The 18,599-nt window shown below is 70.9% G+C and carries 17 protein-coding genes; 7 read left to right on the forward strand and 10 right to left on the reverse strand.

Annotated elements, in window-relative coordinates:
* Window positions 1-75: 75 nt before the first annotated feature.
* Window positions 76-951 (forward strand): LysR family transcriptional regulator, encoded by an 876-nt coding sequence (locus tag J2S57_RS07385; RefSeq protein ID WP_307239795.1) that lies wholly within the window; start codon window positions 76-78, stop codon window positions 949-951.
* On the opposite strand, the gene J2S57_RS07390 is transcribed toward J2S57_RS07385, so the two are convergent.
* Complete coding sequence (locus J2S57_RS07390; protein WP_307239797.1) at window positions 948-1,973, reverse strand: LLM class flavin-dependent oxidoreductase; 1,026 nt, start codon at window positions 1,971-1,973, stop codon at window positions 948-950. The genes J2S57_RS07385 and J2S57_RS07390 overlap by 4 nt on opposite strands.
* Before the next feature lie 70 nt (window positions 1,974-2,043).
* Here J2S57_RS07390 and J2S57_RS07395 point away from each other — a divergent pair, with 70 nt between their 5' ends.
* The 6 genes from J2S57_RS07395 (at window position 2,044) to J2S57_RS07420 (ending at window position 7,003) form a co-directional block, all read left to right on the forward strand.
* Window positions 2,044-2,475: a nitroreductase family deazaflavin-dependent oxidoreductase gene (locus tag J2S57_RS07395; protein WP_307239799.1), complete on the forward strand. Its 432-nt coding sequence runs from the start codon at window positions 2,044-2,046 to the stop codon at window positions 2,473-2,475.
* A gap of 142 nt (window positions 2,476-2,617) precedes the next feature.
* On the forward strand, window positions 2,618-3,988 hold the full coding sequence (locus J2S57_RS07400; RefSeq protein WP_370882592.1) for a hemolysin family protein: 1,371 nt from the start codon (window positions 2,618-2,620) through the stop codon (window positions 3,986-3,988).
* Window positions 3,985-5,001: a hemolysin family protein gene (locus tag J2S57_RS07405; protein WP_307239803.1), complete on the forward strand. Its 1,017-nt coding sequence runs from the start codon at window positions 3,985-3,987 to the stop codon at window positions 4,999-5,001. Before J2S57_RS07400 ends, J2S57_RS07405 begins: the two co-directional genes overlap by 4 nt.
* Window positions 5,002-5,146: 145 nt before the next feature.
* On the forward strand, window positions 5,147-5,653 hold the full coding sequence (locus tag J2S57_RS07410) for a low molecular weight protein-tyrosine-phosphatase (RefSeq protein ID WP_307239806.1): 507 nt from the start codon (window positions 5,147-5,149) through the stop codon (window positions 5,651-5,653).
* 1 nt (window position 5,654) lies between these two features.
* Window positions 5,655-6,416: a fructosamine kinase family protein gene (locus J2S57_RS07415; protein WP_307239808.1), complete on the forward strand. Its 762-nt coding sequence runs from the start codon at window positions 5,655-5,657 to the stop codon at window positions 6,414-6,416.
* Window positions 6,413-7,003, forward strand: a complete 591-nt coding sequence (locus tag J2S57_RS07420) for a YdcF family protein (RefSeq protein WP_307239810.1) — start codon at window positions 6,413-6,415, stop codon at window positions 7,001-7,003. Before J2S57_RS07415 ends, J2S57_RS07420 begins: the two co-directional genes overlap by 4 nt.
* On the opposite strand, the gene J2S57_RS07425 is transcribed toward J2S57_RS07420, so the two are convergent.
* The 9 genes from J2S57_RS07425 to J2S57_RS07465 form a co-directional block, all read right to left on the reverse strand.
* Complete coding sequence (locus tag J2S57_RS07425) at window positions 7,000-7,662, reverse strand: helix-turn-helix transcriptional regulator (protein WP_307239812.1); 663 nt, start codon at window positions 7,660-7,662, stop codon at window positions 7,000-7,002. The two genes, J2S57_RS07420 and J2S57_RS07425, sit on opposite strands and share 4 nt — an antisense overlap.
* Window positions 7,659-8,264: a helix-turn-helix transcriptional regulator gene (locus tag J2S57_RS07430; protein WP_307239814.1), complete on the reverse strand. Its 606-nt coding sequence runs from the start codon at window positions 8,262-8,264 to the stop codon at window positions 7,659-7,661. Before J2S57_RS07430 ends, J2S57_RS07425 begins: the two co-directional genes overlap by 4 nt.
* A gap of 165 nt (window positions 8,265-8,429) precedes the next feature.
* Entirely contained in the window at window positions 8,430-8,723 is a 294-nt protein-coding gene (locus J2S57_RS07435; RefSeq protein WP_307239816.1) for a Rieske (2Fe-2S) protein, read from the reverse strand.
* The gene (gene nirB / locus J2S57_RS07440) at window positions 8,720-11,242 is read right to left on the reverse strand and encodes a nitrite reductase large subunit NirB (RefSeq protein WP_307239818.1); all 2,523 of its coding nucleotides are present in this window, start codon (window positions 11,240-11,242) and stop codon (window positions 8,720-8,722) included. The genes J2S57_RS07435 and nirB overlap by 4 nt, the downstream gene beginning before the upstream one ends.
* Window positions 11,239-13,629, reverse strand: a complete 2,391-nt coding sequence (locus J2S57_RS07445) for a molybdopterin oxidoreductase family protein (RefSeq protein ID WP_307239820.1) — start codon at window positions 13,627-13,629, stop codon at window positions 11,239-11,241. Before J2S57_RS07445 ends, nirB begins: the two co-directional genes overlap by 4 nt.
* Window positions 13,626-14,729, reverse strand: coding sequence for a uroporphyrinogen-III synthase (locus J2S57_RS07450; protein WP_307239823.1), 1,104 nt, complete (start codon window positions 14,727-14,729; stop codon window positions 13,626-13,628). The genes J2S57_RS07445 and J2S57_RS07450 overlap by 4 nt, the downstream gene beginning before the upstream one ends.
* A 35-nt stretch (window positions 14,730-14,764) precedes the next feature.
* Window positions 14,765-16,117: an MFS transporter gene (locus J2S57_RS07455; protein WP_307239825.1), complete on the reverse strand. Its 1,353-nt coding sequence runs from the start codon at window positions 16,115-16,117 to the stop codon at window positions 14,765-14,767.
* Between the two features lie 145 nt (window positions 16,118-16,262).
* Complete coding sequence (gene bla, locus J2S57_RS07460) at window positions 16,263-17,303, reverse strand: class A beta-lactamase (protein WP_307239827.1); 1,041 nt, start codon at window positions 17,301-17,303, stop codon at window positions 16,263-16,265.
* Window positions 17,304-17,327: 24 nt separating this feature from the next.
* Window positions 17,328-18,569, reverse strand: a complete 1,242-nt coding sequence (locus tag J2S57_RS07465; protein WP_307239829.1) for an FAD-binding oxidoreductase — start codon at window positions 18,567-18,569, stop codon at window positions 17,328-17,330.
* Between the last annotated feature and the right edge of the window lie 30 nt (window positions 18,570-18,599).

Raw genomic sequence — 18,599 nt, forward strand, 5'->3', positions numbered from 1 at the left:
AGTGCTCGACGGTCGCCATCGCGTCCAACGAATGTTTCCGCTACTTGCTATCGCCGATCGCGATAGCTTGGGATCGTGGAGCTTCGCCATCTGGAGTACTTCGTCGCGGTCGCCGAGGAGCAGAACTTCACCCGCGCCTCGCAGCGCCTGCACATCGTGCAGTCGGCGGTCTCGGCCGCGGTGAAGTCGCTGGAGCGTGAGCTCGGCACGCCATTGCTGGAACGCGGGGCTCGGCAGGTCACGCTGACCGACGCCGGGGCCGAGTTCCTTCCGCACGCCCGCACGACTCTGGACGCGGCGAGAGACGCCCGGGACGCCGTCGCCCGGGTGCGCGGCGGGCTGAGCGGGCCGCTGCGGATCGGGGTCCTGACCTCGATCCGCATCGTCGACGTGCCGGCGATCCTCGGCGAGTTCCATCGTCGTCATCCCGGCGTGCAGCTCTACACCCGGGCCTCGACCACCGGCACGCTCGGCCTGATCGAGATGCTCGCCGAACGCCGCCTCGACCTGGCCTTCGTCACCCCGTCGGGCCTGGCCACCCCCGGGGTGCGGCTGATCGAGCTGGCCCGGTCGGTGCTCGACCTGGCGCTGCCGGCCGGGCACCCGCTGGCCTCCCGCACCTCCGTGACCATGGCCGACCTGGCCGGGCTCGACTTCATCGACTCCCCGGCCGGTTACGGCAACCGGGCCGCCGCCGACCGGGCCTTCGCGGCGGCCGGTCTGCGGCGGCAGGTGACGATCGAGATCACCGAGCTGGCGTTCGGGCCCGACTACGTGCGCAACGGGCTGGGCGTGGCCCTGTTCCCCCGGTTCGCGGTGGAGGGGGCGCCGGGCATCGTGCGGGTGCCGGTGGAGGACGCCGACCTCGAGTTCCCGGTGTCACTGGCGGTTCCCGAGGGGCGGACGCCGAGTGCGGCGGCCCGCGCGCTGATCGCGCAGATCACCGGCTAGAACTTCTTCTTCCAGCCGATGGCCGGGGCCACGTGGTCGGCGATCGTCTTCAGCAGCCGGGCGTTGTACTCGACGCCGAGCTGGTTGGGCACGGTGAAGAGCACGTAGTCGGCCTCGAGGACGGCCTCGTCCCGGGCCAGTTCCTGGGCCAGCTTGTCCGGCTCCCCCACGTAGCTGCGGCCGAACCGCGAGCGCGCGCCGTCGAGAATGCCGACCTGGTCGTCCTCACTGCGGTCGCCGAAGTACATCCGGTCGATGTCGGTGGTGATCGGGATGACGCTGCGGGAGACCGAGACCAGGGGCTCGCGCTCCCAGCCCTGCTCCTTCCAGGTGTCCTTGTACATCCGGATCTGCTCGGCCTGGAGCTGGTCGAAGGGCACGCCGGTGTCCTCGGTGAGCAGCGTGGAGCTCTGCAGGTTCATCCCCAGGCCGGCGGCCCAGGTGGCGGTGGCGCGGGTGCCGGCGCCCCACCAGATGCGCTCGGCCAGACCGGGCGACTGCGGCTGGATCGCCAGGCCCCCGCTGATCCCGCCGGTGCGCTCGGGGTCGGTGACGGCCATCGGCTCGCCCTGGATCGCCTTGAGGAAGATCTCGGTCTTGCTGCGGGCCAGGTCGGCGGCGCTCACACCCTCCGGCGGCACGTAGCCGAAGTTCTCGGCGCCGCGCAGGGCGGTCTCCGGCGATCCCCGGCTCACGCCCAGCTGCAGGCGCCCGCCGCTGATCAGGTCGGCGATCGCGGCCTCCTCGGCCATGTAGAGCGGGTTCTCGTAGCGCATGTCGATCACGCCGGTGCCCATCTCGATGTGCTTCGTGCGCGCACCGATGGCCGACAGCAGCGGGAACGGCGAGGCGAGCTGGCGCTCGAAGTGGTGCACCCGGACGAAGGCGCCGTCGATGCCGGCCTCCTCGGCCGCCTCGGCCAGCTCGATCGTCTGGATCAGCGCGTCCGCACCCGATCTGGTCTGCGACCCGGTGACGTCCCGCCAGTGGCCGAACGACAGGAACCCGATCTTCTTGTCCATGCCGCCATTCAACACTAGTTGTGCTCTCAATCATCCCGCCGGTCGAGTGGCCGAGGAGTTACCGTGGGCCATGACCTCCGATGATGTGGAACTCAGCCCGACGCCGTGGGTCCGCGACCAGACCGAGCAGGTGCTCGCCACCGGCACCACCGCCTCGCTGACGGGCCCGGCCCCCGTCGTCCTGCTCACCGTGCGTGGGGCGAAGAGCGGCAAACTGCGCTATCAGCTGGTGATCCGGGTGGAGAAGGACGGCGTCTACGTCGTCGTCGCCTCGCTCGGCGGTTCCGACCGCAACCCCGCCTGGTTCCACAACATCAAGGCCCATCCCGAGGTCCAGCTGCAGGACGGCACCGAGACGAAGACCTACCGGGCCCGTGAGGTGGTGGGCGAGGAGAAGACACCGTGGTGGGACCTGGCGGTGGCCACGTTCCCGAACTACGGCGAGTACCAGACCAAGACAGAACGGCAGATCCCGGTGTTCGTGCTGGAGCCGATCGGCTGAACCCGGGAACCGGCACCTGGACAGGCACGTTGTGCCGGGGAGATTGACCCCCACGACGGAGAGAGATGGACGACCACGACTATCCATGCCCCCTGAACTGCGCCGGTGAGCAACTGGCAGACGCGGTGAAGGGGGGAACGAACTGATGTGGATCCTGTCCCTGCTCCTGGGTGTCCTGGTCGTGCTGGCGATCACCGCCGTCACCGGGTACTTCGTGGCGCAGGAATTCGCGTTCATGGCGGTGGACCGGTCCGCCTTGAGCGCCCGGGCCGCGGCCGGTGACACGGCGGCCGAGAGGGCGCTCAAGGTCACCCGGCGCACCTCGTTCATGCTCTCCGGCGCCCAGCTGGGCATCACCGTCACCGGTCTGCTCGTCGGCTACGTCGCCGAGCCGCTGATCGGTGAGTCGCTCGGCGAGGCCCTGGGCGGCGTCGGAATCCCCACCGGGGTCGGCGTGGCGATCGGCACCGTGCTGGCACTGCTGTTCTCCACCCTGGTGCAGATGATCTTCGGCGAGCTCTTCCCGAAGAACCTGGCGATCGCCCGGCCCGACCAGGTCTCGCTCTGGCTGGCCACTTCGACCACCGGCTACCTGACCGTTTTCGGCTGGCTGATCCAGGTTTTCGACAAGGCCTCCAACGCCCTGCTGAAGGTGCTGGGCATCGAGCCGGCGCACGACGTGGAGCACTCCGCCACGGCTCGCGACCTGGAGCACATCGTGGCCGAGTCGGCCGAGAGCGGTGACCTGCCCAAGGAGCTGTCGCTGCTGCTCGACCGGATCCTCGACTTCCCGCAGCAGGACGTGCAGCACGCGATGATCCCGCGCACCGCCGTGGGTGTGGTGCACACCGACGACCCGGTCACCCGGGTGCGGGAGCTGATGAGCAAGGGGCACAGCCGCTACCCGGTGCTGGGTGAGGACGACGCCGTGCTCGGGGTCGTGCACCTGCAGGACGTGCTGCGTCTCGACCGCGACCACGAGGGCACGGCGCGCGACATCATGCGCCCGGCCACCCTCGTGCCGACCACCATGCCGCTGACGGCGCTGCTGCAGCTGCTGGTGATCCGGCGGGCCCAGATGGCCTGCGTCCTCGACGAGTGGGGCGGTTTCGCCGGCCTGATCACCGCCGAGGACCTGGCCGAGGAGCTGGTCGGCGAGATCACCGACGAGCACGACCCGGCCCTGCGCCCGCGGGCGCCGCAGGCCGACGACGGCACCTGGGTGCTGTCCGGCTCCACGCCGCTCGACGAGGCGGAACGGGCCGTCGACCGTGAGCTCCCGCGCGGCGACTTCGAGACGCTGGCCGGTCTGGTCATCGCCCGGCACGGCTCCCTGCCCGGTGTGGGCACGGTGGTCGAGGTCGAGCTGCCGACCGACCCGGCGCTGCTGGCGATGGACGGTGAGCCGCCCCTGTTCGTGATGACGGCGGAGGTGACGCGGGTGGAACGGCACGTACCCGCCGAACTGCGTCTGAGCATCAGTGAGAAGACCGTGGAAGAGGTGGAGTCATGAGCAACCCGATCGTGGTGATCGCGGTGACCGTGGCGCTGATCGCCCTGTCCGCGTTCTTCGTGGCCATCGAGTTCGCCCTGCTGGCGGCCCGGCGGCACCGGCTGGAAGACCTGGCCACCTCGAGCCGGTCCGCACGCGCGGCGCTGAAGAGCTCGAGCGAGCTGACCGTGCTGCTGGCCGGGTCGCAGCTCGGCATCACGGCCTGCACCCTGGCCCTCGGCGCGGTCACCAAACCGGCCGTGCACCACTGGCTCACGCCGATGTTCGAGAACTGGGGCCTGGGCGAGTGGCCGGCCGACGCCGCCGGTTTCGTGCTGGCCCTGATGATCGTCACCTTCCTGCACCTGGTGGTGGGCGAGATGGCGCCGAAATCGTGGGCCATCGCGCACCCGGAGACCTCGGCCGTGCTGCTGGCACTGCCGATGCGGGCGTTCATGGCCGCCACCCGGCCGCTGCTGACCGCGCTCAACGAGATCGCCAACTGGTGCCTGCGGCGGGTCGGCGTGGACCCGGCCGACCAGGTGGCCTCGGGCCGCGACCCGGCCGCGCTGCGCAGCCTGGTCGAGCACTCGGCCAGCGTCGGGGCGCTGGAGGAGGGCGACTCGAACCGCCTGAACAACGCCCTGCAGCTGGAGTCGCTGACCGTCGGCGACCTGGTCGACCGGGAACGGGGCACCACCAGCGTGCCCCCGGGCTCGGACGTGCGGGCGGTGCGCGAGGCCTCGCTGGCCTCGGGGCACCTGCGCATCCTCATCGGTGAGGGCGCCGCGATGGACTCCGTGGTGCACGTCCGGGACACGCTGATGGCCCCCGACGACGCCCCGGTGCAGACCCTGGCCCGCCCGGTGTACTCGATGCCGTCGCAGACCCGGGTGTTCCAGGCGATGAACCAGATGCGCGAGACCCGCAACCACCTGGCCACGGTGACGGACGACGCCGGGTTGTTCGTGGGCGTCATCACCCTGTCCGACCTGCTGGGACGGCTGTTCCCGGAGTCGGAGAACGTGGCCTGACCCGGTGCGGGCGCGATCGGGCTCACCGAACCCGATCGCGCCCGCACCGGCCGGGACCGCGGAAGCGCACAGGGCAGCAACGGCGACACCGCGCCCGGCCGGGACGGCGAACCCACACCGGGCGGCAACTGCGAGAATGAGCCGCATGTCGGCGTACCGCATCTGCTTTGTCTGCACCGGGAACATCTGCCGTTCCCCCTCGGCCGAGGTCATCCTGCGGGCCCGCGCGCACGACGCCGGGCTGGACGTGGTGGTCGACTCGGCCGGCACCGACGGCTACCACGTGGGTGACGGCGCCGACTACCGGGCGCTGCGCGCGATGAAGGCCGCCGGTTACGACGGCACCGCGCACGTGGCCCGCCAGTTCGACGAGGGCTGGTTCGCCGAACGCGACCTGGTCGTGGCCCTCGACCGCGGCCATTTCCGCCTGCTGCACGCGATGGCTCCCGACGAGGAGGCCGCGGCCAAGATCCGGCTGATGCGCTCGTTCGACATCGACGCCGAGGACCTCGACGAGAACGACCCGCACATCGACGTCGCCGACCCCTACTACGGCCCGGACAGCGCGTTCACCGAGATGGTCGAGCAGCTCGAGGCGGCGAGCGACGGGCTGGTCGAGTTCCTGGCCGAGCGCACGGAACACCCCGCCTGACATGGAGTTCACCAAGCGCGACCCGCACGCCGCCGAGGGGTTCTACCAGGCCGAGGCGGCTGGCCTGCGGTGGCTGGGAGAAGCCGGGGACGGACTCGAGGTGGCCGAGGTGCTCGAGGTGACCGACACGTCCATCAGCCTGAGACGCTACGAGACCGTGAGCCCGGACGCGGACCAGGCCCGTATCCTCGGCCGCGGGCTCGCCCGCACTCACCGAAAGGGCGCGCCCCACCACGGATCCCCTCCCCCCGGCGTCCGCCGTGGTTTCATCGCCACCCTTGCCCTGCCTCACCTCGACGAGCCCCCGCCGCACTGGGGCGATTTCTACGCACGGTGCCGCCTCGAGCCGTTCGCCCGGGCCGCCCACGACTCCGGGGCCCTGAGCGAAAAGGGTTTCCGGAGCGTGCAGAAGCTCTGCGATCGACTGACTGAGGGAGAGCACCCGGAAGTCCCCGCCGCGCGCCTGCACGGTGATCTGTGGAGCGGCAACGTCTTGTGGACGCGTCGGGGCCCGGTTCTCATCGACCCCGCCTCCCACGGCGGCCACCCCGAGACCGATCTGGCCATGCTCGCCCTGTTCGGACTGCCTCACCTGGAAACGGTTCTCGAGGCCTACACCGCCGAGAACCCGCTGCCGGAGGGCTGGCGCGAGCGGATGCCCCTGCACCAGCTGCACCCGCTGCTGGTGCACGCCGTGCTCTTCGGCGCCTCGTACGGGGAGCAGGCGGCCCGGGTGGCCGACTCCTGCGCGAACGCCTCATGAGCGGGCGCGGAGCCCCGATCACCCTGCCCCGGCGCCGGTGGATCGCCCGGCTGGCGGTCCTCGTCGTGGTCGCCGTGCTGGTGATCGCGCCCACCGGCGGGCGCCTGTACTCGTTCCCGCAGACCGACACGCTCGACGACGGCGAGACGGTCGACGCGATCCTCGCGCTCGGCGGGCGCACCGAGACCGCCTTCTACGGGCAGCAACTCGCCGAGCAGGGGCGCACGAAGGTGCTGATCGTCAGCAACCCCTACCCCACCGACGACCCGGCGTTCCAGCCCGTGCACGACCTGTGCGCGTCGCAGCCCACCGACTACCGGCTGATCTGCTTCCGCCCCGACCCGATGACCACCCGTGGCGAGGCCCGCGCGCTGGGGCGGCTGGCCGGGGAGAACGGCTGGGACCGGGTCGCCGTGCTGGCCGCGAAGTATCACATCAGCCGCACCCGCTCGATCGTCGACCGCTGCTACGACGGCGACCTGCTGATGGTCGAGACCCCGCTGCGCATCTCCCCGTTCAACTGGACCTACCAGTACGTGCGGCAGACCCTGGGTTATGTGAAAGTCGCCGCGCAGCGCGGCTGTTAGAGCAGACCCGCCTTGAGCGCGTAGGCCACGGCGTGAGAACGGTTGCGCAGCCCCAGCCGGGCCATCACGCCGGACAGGATGTTCTTCACCGTGCGCTCGGAATACTGCATGCGCTCGGCGATCTCGGCGGTGTCGAGGCCGTCGGCGATCAGGGCCAGCACCTCGACCTCGCGGCGCTCCAGCCCGGACGGGGTGAGGCCGCGCGGGATCAGCACCGACCGCTGGAGCTCGGCCATGTCGCGCACCAGGCGGCTGGCCACCTCGCGGGGCAGGTCACTGTCACCGGCCGCGACCGTCTGGATCAGACCGGCGAACCGGCCGGCCGTGACCTGCGGTCGCCAGAGCACGCCCCGCAGGCCGACTTCCACGGCGGTGAGCAGGTCGACCTCGCCGAACCGCTCGAGGATGGTGGCGATCGGGAGGTTGCGCCCGGCCACCTGGTCGCGGATCTGGCGCAGCAGCTGAGCGGTCAGCGTGGACGAGACCACCACCAGCACATCGGCCTCGGCCAGCCGGTTCATCGGCTGCACGGTGAGCTCCGGACGGCGGCCGATCAGGTTGACCACGCCGGCCTCGTCGAGCTGGTCGGCGGCCAGCACGCTGACCCGCAGCAGCGAGGTGACCGGGGACTCGGTGGTGTCGGCCGGGGTCGGGATCACAGCACGCCCTTTCGCCAGGCGTAGGCCATGGCCTGCGTGCGGTTGCGCAGGTGCAGGCGGGAGGTGACGGCGAAGAGGGTCTTCTGCACGGTGCGTTCGGAGAATTTCAGGGTCCTCGCGATCTCGGGAATGGCGAACCCGTCGGCCAGCAGGCGCAGGACGTCGGCCTCGCGGCCGCTGGGCGTGCTGTCGGCGGTGTCCGGGGCGTGGCGCCGGCGGTACTCGTCGAGGTCGTGACCGAGCCGGGAGTTCAGGCCCAGGTGCGAGACCTGGACGATCTCCTCGGCCAGGCGCTGGGGCGTGACGTCGGGCCGCCACAGGCAGGCCACCACCCCCAGCTGCGACAGGCGCGCCTCGGCCTCGTCGCCGTCACCGGGCGTACCCAGCACCGCGAGCACCGGCAGCCGGCGGTAGCGCGACGCCAGTCGCACCGCCTCGGCCGCCCGGGTGTCGGGCCGGGGCGCCACCAGCACCAGCAGGTGCGCGTCGACCGCCCGGGAGGCCGGGACCAGGCGCAGCCGGGGGTGATCGGCGAGCATGCCCTCCACCCCGGCCTGGCTCAACGGGTCGGCGGTGACGAGGACGAGGCGTACCTGGCTCACCCGGGGAACCACCGGGGCGATCGCCGGAACCGAAGCCGTGTGGGCCCGGCTCACCGCGTGTCCTCCATCGAACATCCTCCGCGTCGTGGCGAAACCTTCCCCCACCACACGAGACCGGAGGGAAAAGGGTTCAAAACGTCCGCAGAGGTGTAATCGGATCGTGACTCAGGGCGAGAACACGATCTGCCCGGCGACCTCCCGCACCCCGATCACCTCCAGGTCGGGCTGCCCGGAGCGCGAGCAACCGGTGGTCAGGTCCCAGGTGTTCAGGTGCAGCGGGCAGATCAGCACGTTCTCGTCGATCTGGGCGTCGGCCAGCGGGCCGCCGGAGTGCGGGCAGGCGGCCGGAAAGGCCTTCAGCGCCCCCGACCGCAGCCGGAAGACGGCCAGGGTGCGCCCCTGCACCGTGTAGGCCCGGCCTTCGCCGGGCGGGATCTCGTCGACCGGACCGAGAATCACGGCAACCGCCTCGGATCGGTCGCCACGGATCGCCCGGCCCGGCCCCCCAGAGCGGTGCTGCCGTCGCGCACCGGCACCTGCGGCAGCGAGATCAGGGGCAGCGCGGTGCGGAACTGGCCGGGCACGGCCGGTTCCCGGCCCTCCTTCCACGGATCGCGGTAGCCCTCGACGGTCTGCTGCATCCTCGCGTCGAGATCCGCCGCCATGCCGTCGGAATCGGCGACCACCACGTCCCTGATCCTCTCCAGACCGATGCGCGGCACGAAGGCGTAGGTGCGCTCCAGCCACTTCGCGTTCTCGCGGTAGTACTGCAGGAAGCGGCCGCTGATCGTCAGCACCTCCTCGGGGGTGTCGACGGTGACGAGCAGGTCACCCTTGCGGATGTGCGCCCCGGCCGCTCCGCCGATGTAGATCTCCCAGCGCCCGCCCTCGACCGCGACCACGCCGATGTCCTTCACCAGCGACTCGGCGCAGTTCCGGGGACAGCCGCTGACGGCCATCTTCACCTTGCCGGGCGACTCGATGCCCTGGAACCGGGTCTCGATCGCCACGCCCAGCGCGGTGGAGTCACCCAGGCCGAAGCGGCAGAAGTCCGATCCCACACAGGTCTTCACGGTACGGAAGCTCTTGCCGTAGGCGTAGCCCGAGGGCATGTCCAGGTCGGCCCACATCTTCGGCAGGTCTTCCTTCGGCACCCCGAGCAGGTCGATGCGCTGGCCGCCGGTGAGTTTGATCATCGGCACCCGGTACTTCTCGGCCACGTCGGCGATGGTGCGCAGCTGCTCGACCGAGGTGACGCCGCCCTTCATCTGCGGCACCACCGAGAACGTGCCGTCGCGCTGGATGTTCGCGTGCACCCGGTCGTTGATGAACCGGCCGTCGCGCTCGTCCACGAACTCCTGCGGCCACATCGTGCGCAGCAGCGAGGTCAGGCCCATCTTGCTCTTCGCGTCTTCGGTGCCGCCCGGGGCCAGGGCCGCGAACACCGCTGATACCGAGTACAGCCTCTGCTCGGTGATCGCGGTCATCAGCTCGGGTTTGGCCAGGGGGATGCCGGGGACGTAGTAGTGCTCGGCCGGATCCACGCGCATGTCGTCGCCGGCGGCCCACTCCACGATCTTCGTGACCAGCGACTTGCACGAGCCGCAGCCCTTGCCCGCACGGGTGCAGTCCATCACGGCCGGCACCGTTTTGCAGCCGTCCGCAACCGCTTTGACCAGAGCCCCCTTACTCACCCCGTTGCAGTTGCAGACCTGGGTGTCGTCGGGCAGCTCGTCCACCGAGGGTTCGGCCGCCGCGGTTCCCAGGTCGAACAGCAACCCCACTCTCTCCTCCGGCAGCGGAAGCCCGCGATCGAAGGCCTGCAGCAGGAAGGCCACCTTCTTCACGTCGCCCACGCAGGTCGCGCCGATCAGCCGGTCGTCACGGATGATCACGCTCTTGTAGACGCCCCGGCGCGGCTCGCTGAACACCACGAACTCGTCGTCGTCGCGTTCCGGGGCGGTGATGCCCATCGAGGCCACGTCGACCCCCGCGACCTTGAGCTTCGTGGTGACCCGCGAGCCGTGGTACTCCGCGTCCGAACCGGTGAGGCGAGAGGCCAGCACCCGCGCCTGCTCCCAGATCGGCGCCACCAGACCGTAGACCTCGCCGCGGTGCTGGGCACACTCCCCCACCGCGAACACGTCCGGGTCGTCGACGGTGGCCATCGAGTCGTCCACCACGATCCCCCGCTCCACCGAGAACCCGCTGGTGACGGCCAGATCGGTGTTGGCCCGGATGCCCGCGGCCACGACCACCAGGTCACAGGGGATCTCGGTGCCGTCTTTCAGGATCACGCCGGTGACGTGGTCGTCGCCGGTGACGGCCGTGCTGCGGGCATTGAGCCGCACGTCGATGCCCAGCGCCTCCACCGACGTGAGCAAGCACGCGCCCCCCGCCGCGTCCAGCTGCTGGTTCATCAGATGCCCGGCCGCGTGCAGCACCTCCACGTGCACCCCGTGCGACTGCAACCCCCGGGCCGCCTCCAGCCCGAGCAGCCCGCCGCCGATCACCACGGCCTTCTCGTGGAGCCGGGCCAGACGCACGATCTCGCGGGTGTCGTCGATGGAGCGGAAGCCCAGCACCCCGTCGAGCAGCGAACCGTCGGGCCGGAACACGCCCTCCATCGGTGGGATGAACGAGCGGCTGCCGGTCGCGACGACGAGAACGTCGTAGGGGGTGGAACTTCCGTCGTCGCCGTCGACCACCTTGGCGAACCGGTCGATGCGGGTGATCCGCACCGGCGCCCTCAGCGTGATCCCGTTCTCCTCGTACCACGACAGGTCGTTGAGGAAGATGCCCGACTCGTCCTCCTCACCGGAGAGCACGTGCGACAGCATGATCCGGTTGTAGTTGCCGTAGGGCTCGTCCCCGAACATCGTGATGTCGAACTGGTCGGCGCCGCCGCGCTCGAGGATCTCCTCCACCGTGCGGCCGGCCGCCATCCCGTTGCCGACCACCACCAGCCGGCGCTTCACACCTCCACCAGACCGAAGTCGATGACCAGCGTGCCGTCGAGGTCTTCGGGCGCCGCCAGCTGGAGTTCGAGAACCGTTCCGCCGGTGAGGTCCTCGACCACCCGCAGCGGCACGTGCACGTCGGAACGGGCACCGATCGGGAAGTAGCGCATGGGTGAGCCGTCGCGCATCAGCACCACCGTCACGAGCTCGGCGCTGGAGTTACCACCACGGAAGTACAGCGCCTGGGCCGTCTTGCCGGCCGGGACGGTGAAACTCAGTGACGGATCGACCGGAACCGGCTTGGCCGCGCCCGCTCCGGTGAAACCGTAGATCCCCTGCAGAAAACGCGGGCTGCTGTGCATGGACTCGGGCTCCTTCAAGGGATTGACGGCCACGGCGCAGACCTTGAAGGCCGGCATCCGCGAGAACTGGTCGAGCACGGGGTTGGTCAGGGCGTTCACGTTCGAGCGGCCGCCCCAGTGGAAGGGCACGAAGATCGTGTCCGGACGCACGGTGTCGGTGATGCGGACGCGGAAAGTACCGCTGCCGCGCCGGGTTCGCAGTTCCACCTCGGCCCCCGGGCTCAGCCCCCGGGCCCGGGCCAGATCCGGATGGATCTCGGCGAACGCCTCGGGCTGGGCCAGGCGCAGCGACTTGACCCGCCGGGTCTGGGCGCCGCTCTGGTAGTGCTGCATGACCCGGCCGGTGGTGAGCAGATAGGGGTAGGACGCGTCGGGGGCCTCGGCCGGTTCGCGGAAGTCGGTGCGCATGAAGCGGGCGCGGCCGTCCGGGGTGGGAAAGCCGGCCGCGAACAGGCGGCTGTTGCCCGAAGAGCCGACGGGAATGGGCCAGAACTGGTCGGCCGCGTCGTAATCCGCTCCGCTGTAGTCGGCGATGCCGCCCCGGCTGGCCTCTTTCAGCTCCTCGAACACGGTGCGCGGGTCGTCACTGAACCCCTGGGCACCCAGCCGCGAGGCCAGATCGCTGAGGAACGCCAGATCGGTGCGCACCTCCGGCGGTGGCCTGAGTGCCTCGCGGCGCCGGATGATCCGGCCCTCCAGGTTCGTCATCGTGCCCTCTTCCTCGGCCCACTGCGCGGTCGGCAGCACCACGTCGGCCAGGGCCGCGGTCTCGGTCAGGAAGATGTCGCTGACCACGAGCAGGTCGAGGCTCTTCAGCCGCTCCTTCACGTGGGCGGCGTTGGGGGCGCTGACGACGAGGTTGGACGCCATCACCAGCAGGGCGCGCACCCCACCGGGAGTGCCGAGCCGGTCGAGCATCTCGTACGCGGACAGCCCCGGCTGCGGGAGTTCACCGGGCTCGACGCCCCAGACCCGGGCCACGTGCTCGCGGGCCGCCGGGTCGTCGAGCTTGCGGTAACCCGGCAGCTGGTCGGCCTTCTGGCCGTGCTCACGCCCGCCCTGGCCGTTGCCCTGCCCGGTGAGCGTGCCCCAGCCGCTGTACGGCTTGCCGGGCAGACCCAGGGCCAGGGCCAGGTTGATGAACGCCTGCGCGGTGCGGGTGCCGGCGCTGTGCTGCTCGGCGCCCCTCGCGGTGAGGATCATGGCGCTCTTCGACGAGCCGAGGATGTCGAGCGTCTCGTGCAGCTGGGCCTCGGGCACACCGGTGATGCGCTCGACCCGGTCGGGCCAGAACGACATCACACCGGCCCGGGCCTTCTCGAAGTCCCGGGTGCGCGAGTCCACGTACTCCTGCGAGACCAGCCCTCGCCGGATCGCCAGATGCAGCAACCCGTTCGCCAGCGCCAGATCGGTACCCGGCCGCGGCTGCAGGTGCAGGTGCGACCCGCGGGCCGTGGGCGTGGCCCGGGTGTCGACGACGATGTGCCGGGCCCCCGCCGCCCGCCCCGCGTCGAAGTACTGCATGGCCGGCGGCATGGTCTCGGCCGCGTTCGAGCCGACCAGCAGCACGGCCTCGGCTCGGGCGATGTCCTCGAGCGGGAAGGGCAGGCCCCGGTCGATGCCGAACATGCTGTTGGCCGCGGCCGCGGCCGACGACATGCACCAGCGGCCGTTGTAGTCGATGGCCGGGGTACGCAGCGCCACCCGGGCGAACTTGCCCAGGGTGTAGGCCTTCTCGTTGGTCAGGCCGCCCCCGCCGAAGCAGCCCACCGCCTCCACACCGTGGCGTGACTGGGCCCGGCGGATGCCACGCACGATGCGCTCCATCGCCTCGTCCCAGTCGGCGCGGTGCAGCTCACCGTCGTCACCCCGCACCAGCGGGTGCACCAGGCGGTCGGGGTGGTCGAGCAGCTCGGCGGCGGTCCAGCCCTTCGAGCACAGGCCTCCGCCGGGCACGGGCTGCAGGGTGGCCGGCCGGGCACCCGCCTCGAGCACGATGCCGCACTGCAGGGAGCAGTACGGGCAGTGGGTCTGGGTTCTCACGCCGGGACCGCCAGACGGTAGCCCCGTTTCACCACGGTCTGCACCAGCCCGGACACCCCCAGCGCCGCCCGCAACCGGGCCACCGCCACCTCCACCGCGTGCAGATCGGAGGCGCCGGGCAGGGCCGCGAGCAACGTGGCCCGGTCGGTCACGTGCCCCGGTCTGCGCGCCAGCTCGCGCAGGATCGCCCGGGGAGCCGGTGAGAGCACCACCGGCGAACCGCCCAGCAGAACGTCCTGCCCCCGCAGCTCCAGCGTCCCCGCCACCGTGGGCAGCACCCGCACCCGGGAGGTCGCCAGGTGATCGACCGTGGTGCGGATGAGCGCCCCGAGCCGGCTCCGGTCGGGAACCAGCGGCTCCACCCCCGCTTCCACCAGCGGACGGGCCGTCATCGCCCCGACGGCCGCCGCCACCACGTCGTCGCGCAGCGCGTAGACCAGCGGGTCGTACAGCCCGAGCCGCGCCGACGCGTCCAGAAACGCCTGGGCGCCGGGCGCACTCGTGAAGACCACCGCGTCCACCGTGCGGTTGCAGGTGGCCTCGATCGACCGCTCCACCGCCACCGGATCGGGCGCCGGGCCCCAGCGGTACACCGGCACCGGAATCACCTCGGCCCCCGCCTCACGCAACCGCGCGATGGCCACCTCGTCGGTGTTGCCGTGCAGCTGGATCGCCACCCGGCGCCCGGCGACCCCCTGCGCGATGAGCGCCTCGACCACCTCGGAGGTGGTCTCCGAGGCCGCCGACCAGTTCTCGATCAGCCCGGCCGCCCGGATCGCGCCGCGCGCCTTGGGACCCCGCGCCATGATCCGGCTCTCGGCCAGCACCTCGAGCAGGTGCGGCGCCAGACCCACCGCGTCGGCGGTCTCGACCCAGCCGCGGAAGCCGATGGCCGTGGTCACGATCACCGCGTCGGGCGGGGTGCGCACGACTTTCGTGGTGGCGTCGATCAATTCGTCATCCTCCTCGAGCGGCAGGAACCGCAGGGTGGGAGCCTGGAGCACACTGGCGCCGCGCCGGGTGAAGTTCGCGGCCAGTTCATCGGCCCGCCGGTCACAGGTGAGCAGGACGGAGAATCCGCGCAGGGCCTCGGTGGCCATGGATCCGCACCTCCCGAGGTGGATGTGCTCGTATTCTAAACTCCTTGTGCTGCAAGCGAACTGCCTCGCCGGACATAGCGCACCCAGGTAACGACCAGAAGAACCACGAAGAAGACGAGGTAAAATCTGAGCGCGGGCTGGATGGTGCCGGACTCCGATTTCGACCAGGCGTAGCAGATCGGAACGAGGAATCCGCCGAACGCCCCGACCGAGCTGATCACCCCGAGCGCCCCGGCCGCCTCCCGGCGCATCTGCAGCATGGTCTCCGGAGACCCGCCGTCCGCCTGGCCTTTCAGCTGGAAGATGCGCGAGATCATCCGGTAGGTCGAGCCGTTGCCGATGCCGGTGGCGACGAACAGGAACATGAAGCTGACGAAGAAGACGCCCAGGTTCTGGTGCTGCACCGACCACAGCGCGGCGAACGCCCCCACGGCCAGACCGGCGAAACTGACCATGGTGATCTTGGCCCCGCCGATCGAGTCGGAGAGCCGGCCTCCCAGCGGCCGGGCCAGCGAGCCGATGCCCGCCCCGAGGAAGGCCCAGGTCAGGGCGATGTCCTGACGGTCGAACACGGCCGTGAGCAGGGTCGGGAAGGCCGAGGAGTAACCGATGAACGAGCCGAACGTGCCGATGTAGAGCAGCGACATGACCCAGGTGTCGGGGTGGCGCAGCGAGCGCCAGACCGGCTTGGGGTCGGCCTTGGCCTCGCTCAGGTTGTCCATGAACAGGAAGGCGCAGACGGCGGCGATCACGGCCAGCGGAATGTACATGAGACCGGCGTAGGCCAGCACCAGGCCACCGCCGAGCACGATCACCTGCGGCACGACCTTCTGCACCACGGCCACGCCGAGGTTGCCGCCGGCCGCGTTCAGCCCGAGCGCGAAGCCCTTCTCCCTCTCCGGGTAGAAGAACGAGATGTTGGCCATGCTGGAGGCGAAGTTGCCGCCGCCCAGACCGGCCGTGGCCGCGACCAGAAGCAGCGTGCCGTAACCGATCTCGGGGCGCTCGACCGCCCAGGCCAGACCGGCGCAGGGAATGATCAGGAGCAGCGCCGAGGCGATGGTCCAGTTGCGGCCGCCGAACTTCGGCACCGCGAACGTGTAGGGCAGGCGCAGCACGGCGCCCACGCCGCTGGGGACCGCGGTGAGCCAGAGGGTCTGGCTGGTGGTGAGGTTCCAGCCGACGTCGTCGAGGCGCACCACGACGATGCTCCAGAGCAGCCACACCGAGAACCCGATGTGCTCGGCGAAGATCGACCAGATCAGGTTGCGGCGGGCGATCGGCCGGCCGGTCTCGCGCCAGAAGTCCGGGTCCTCCGGGTCCCAGTGGTCGATCCAGCGCCCTTTCGCGGTCTGGGTGGCGGGTGGCGTCAGGACGGTCTCGGCCATCGGGATGCTCCTCGGCGTGGGTCCGGGTAACGCGCGGTCGACGTGTCGTCGACGCTAAGGAACGCGTGTTACCCGGCCACACCGCCGTCATTACCCGGCAGCTACGTTGTCCTCACAAGGGCGCGGGGACGTTGTGAGGACGTGTTCACAGAGCCTTCAGAACCGCCCGGGTCGCCTCTTCGATCAGCTTCTCGTGCCGTTCCGCGTTCTTGCTGTCGCGGCCGGTCAGGATGCTCAGCACGATCGGAGCCCGGTTTCGGGTGGGGTAGATGAGCCCGACGTCGTTCATCGTGCCGTAGTTCGCGGTGCCGGTCTTGTCCGCGACCTTCCACCCCTTGGCCACGCCCGCCCGGATCCGGTTGTCGCCGGTGGTGCTGCCGAGCAGCCACTCCCGCAGCTGGTTACGCGACACCTCGTCGAGGTACTCGCCACCCAGCAGCGCGAGGTAGCTGTTGCCCAGATTGCGCGGCGTGCTGGTGTCACGCTTGTCGCCCGGGGTGACGCTGTTCAGGGCGGGTTCGGTGCGGTCGAGCCGGGTGACCTCGTCGCCCAGGGTGCGCACGAACCTCGTGACGCCCAGGGGCCCACCGACCTGCTGCAGGACGAGGTTCGACGCGGTGTTGTCGCTGTACCGCAGGGCCGCCGCGCAGAGGTCGCCGAGGCTCATCGAGGTGCGCGACTGGGTGATCGGCGAGTTGGGCACCAGGTCGGCGCGGCCGTACCGGATCACCTTCGACAGGCCGTCGGTGCCGTTCTTCTTCAGCAGCGCCCCCACGGCCAGCACCTTGAAGGTCGAGGCCATGGCGAAGCGGTCGTCGGCGTGGTGGGTCAGGCTCCTGCCCGAGCCGGTGTCGAGGGCGTAGAGGCCGAGGCGGGTGTCGTAGGTCTTCTCCAGGGCGGCGAAGGTGTCGGTGACGGAGGACGTGGTGGTGTCCTCGGCGGTCTCGTCCGGCGCGGACACGGCTTCCGAAGGGCCGGCGGTCGGGTCACCGCCGGGTTCCGGGCTCTCGGTCGCGTCGGCCTGAACGGTGGACGTCGTGGTCGCCGGAGACGGTGAGGTCACCGGAGTCGGCGCCGCGGCGGTACCGGCACTCGACGACCCCCCGCAGGCACTGAGCCCGAGGCCCGCCAGCCCCAGGAGACCGACCAGGCTTCGGCGGGTCAGCGACGCACGGTGATCGTTCAACTCCGGATTCGACACAGGGGCACCCTACGGTGTGCCCGCCCGCGGGAGGGGGATGCCCCGGAAGACGTTGTGCGGGTCGTACTTTGCCTTGGCCTCGAGGAGGCGGGCGGCGTCCGGGCCCCAGGCCCGCTCGATCTGGTCGGTGTCGTCGGGACCCAGCACGTTCGGATAGCCCCCGGGCAGGGCGTGCCCGGCCAGGGCTTCCCCGAGGTCGCGCGACCAGCCGAGGTGGGACTCTGCGGGCTCCCGCCAGCTCGTGATCAGCTCGAGCATCAGGTGCGGCGCGCGCTGCCCGAAGGCCGAGGGCAGGACCGGCCGCGTGGCCCGGCCGTGGAAGTGGTGCATCCCGAACGCGGCACCCGGCGGGGCGGACGACCCCGCCTCCACCAGCAGCCCGATCACCTCCGGGGTCAGCGCGGGCAGGTTGCGGGTGCGCAGGTGCCAGGAGCGTCCGTCGGCGGGGAAGAGCTCGTCGGTCGCGCGCAGCGTCTCGGTCAGCGGCAGGCTCGCCACCTGCGAGACCAGCGGCGTGCCCCAGCCCTCGACGACGCGCACCCAGTGCCTTCCCTCCGGGGCCGGGCCCACCCAGGTCGGGTTGGCCGCGATCACCCGGGCGCCGTCGGGCCCGGTGAGCGAGCCGACCTGAACCGCCAGCTCGTCCGGGACGTCCGCCAGCACCGACGCCCAGGCGTGCAGCACCTGGTGCGCCTGGGCCCAGGGAAACAGGATCGCCCCCGTCAGCGCCGTCGCGAACGGCCGCAGCCGCAGGTGCAGCTCCGTCACCACCCCGAAGTTGCCGCCACCCCCGCGCAGGGCCCGGAGCAGGTCGTCCGGCGCCGTCACGGTGCTCCCGTCGGCCAGCACCACCTGCGCGCCCACGATCTGGTCGCAGGCCAGCCCGGCCGAACCGAGCTGCGGCCCGTAACCCCCACCCAGAGCCAGCCCGGCCATCCCCACCGACCCGGACGTCCCCGTCACCACCGTCTGCCCGGCGGTGACCGCGGCCTCCATCACGTCGAGCGAGGTCGCTCCCCCACCGACGTGCGCCACGTCCCCGCTGACGGCGACCCGGTTCATCGGCGACAGGTCGATGACGACACCGCCCTCGCGCACCGCCCGCCCCGCCCAGTCGTGACCGCCGCCGCGCACCGAGAGCGGGAGACCCGCGTCCACCGTTCGTCTCACCACCGCCGCAACCTGCTCTTTCGTACCGCACCGGACAATCTCGGCGGGCACTGTGGTGATTCCCCCGTTCCACAGCTTCATGGGAACCACGCTATTCGGCGGCGACCAGGA

Source organism: Kineosporia succinea, assembly GCF_030811555.1.
Lineage (GTDB): Bacteria > Actinomycetota > Actinomycetes > Actinomycetales > Kineosporiaceae > Kineosporia > Kineosporia succinea.

Coding starts and splice junctions, on each gene's coding strand:
- J2S57_RS07390 (WP_307239797.1), bottom strand. CDS start 1,973: ATGGACAAGAAGATCGGGTTCCTGTCGTTCGGCCACTGGCGGGACGTC.
- J2S57_RS07395 (WP_307239799.1), top strand. CDS start 2,044: ATGACCTCCGATGATGTGGAACTCAGCCCGACGCCGTGGGTCCGCGAC.
- J2S57_RS07405 (WP_307239803.1), top strand. CDS start 3,985: ATGAGCAACCCGATCGTGGTGATCGCGGTGACCGTGGCGCTGATCGCC.
- J2S57_RS07410 (WP_307239806.1), top strand. CDS start 5,147: ATGTCGGCGTACCGCATCTGCTTTGTCTGCACCGGGAACATCTGCCGT.
- J2S57_RS07415 (WP_307239808.1), top strand. CDS start 5,655: ATGGAGTTCACCAAGCGCGACCCGCACGCCGCCGAGGGGTTCTACCAG.
- J2S57_RS07420 (WP_307239810.1), top strand. CDS start 6,413: ATGAGCGGGCGCGGAGCCCCGATCACCCTGCCCCGGCGCCGGTGGATC.
- J2S57_RS07450 (WP_307239823.1), bottom strand. CDS start 14,729: ATGGCCACCGAGGCCCTGCGCGGATTCTCCGTCCTGCTCACCTGTGAC.
- J2S57_RS07455 (WP_307239825.1), bottom strand. CDS start 16,117: ATGGCCGAGACCGTCCTGACGCCACCCGCCACCCAGACCGCGAAAGGG.
- J2S57_RS07465 (WP_307239829.1), bottom strand. CDS start 18,569: ATGAAGCTGTGGAACGGGGGAATCACCACAGTGCCCGCCGAGATTGTC.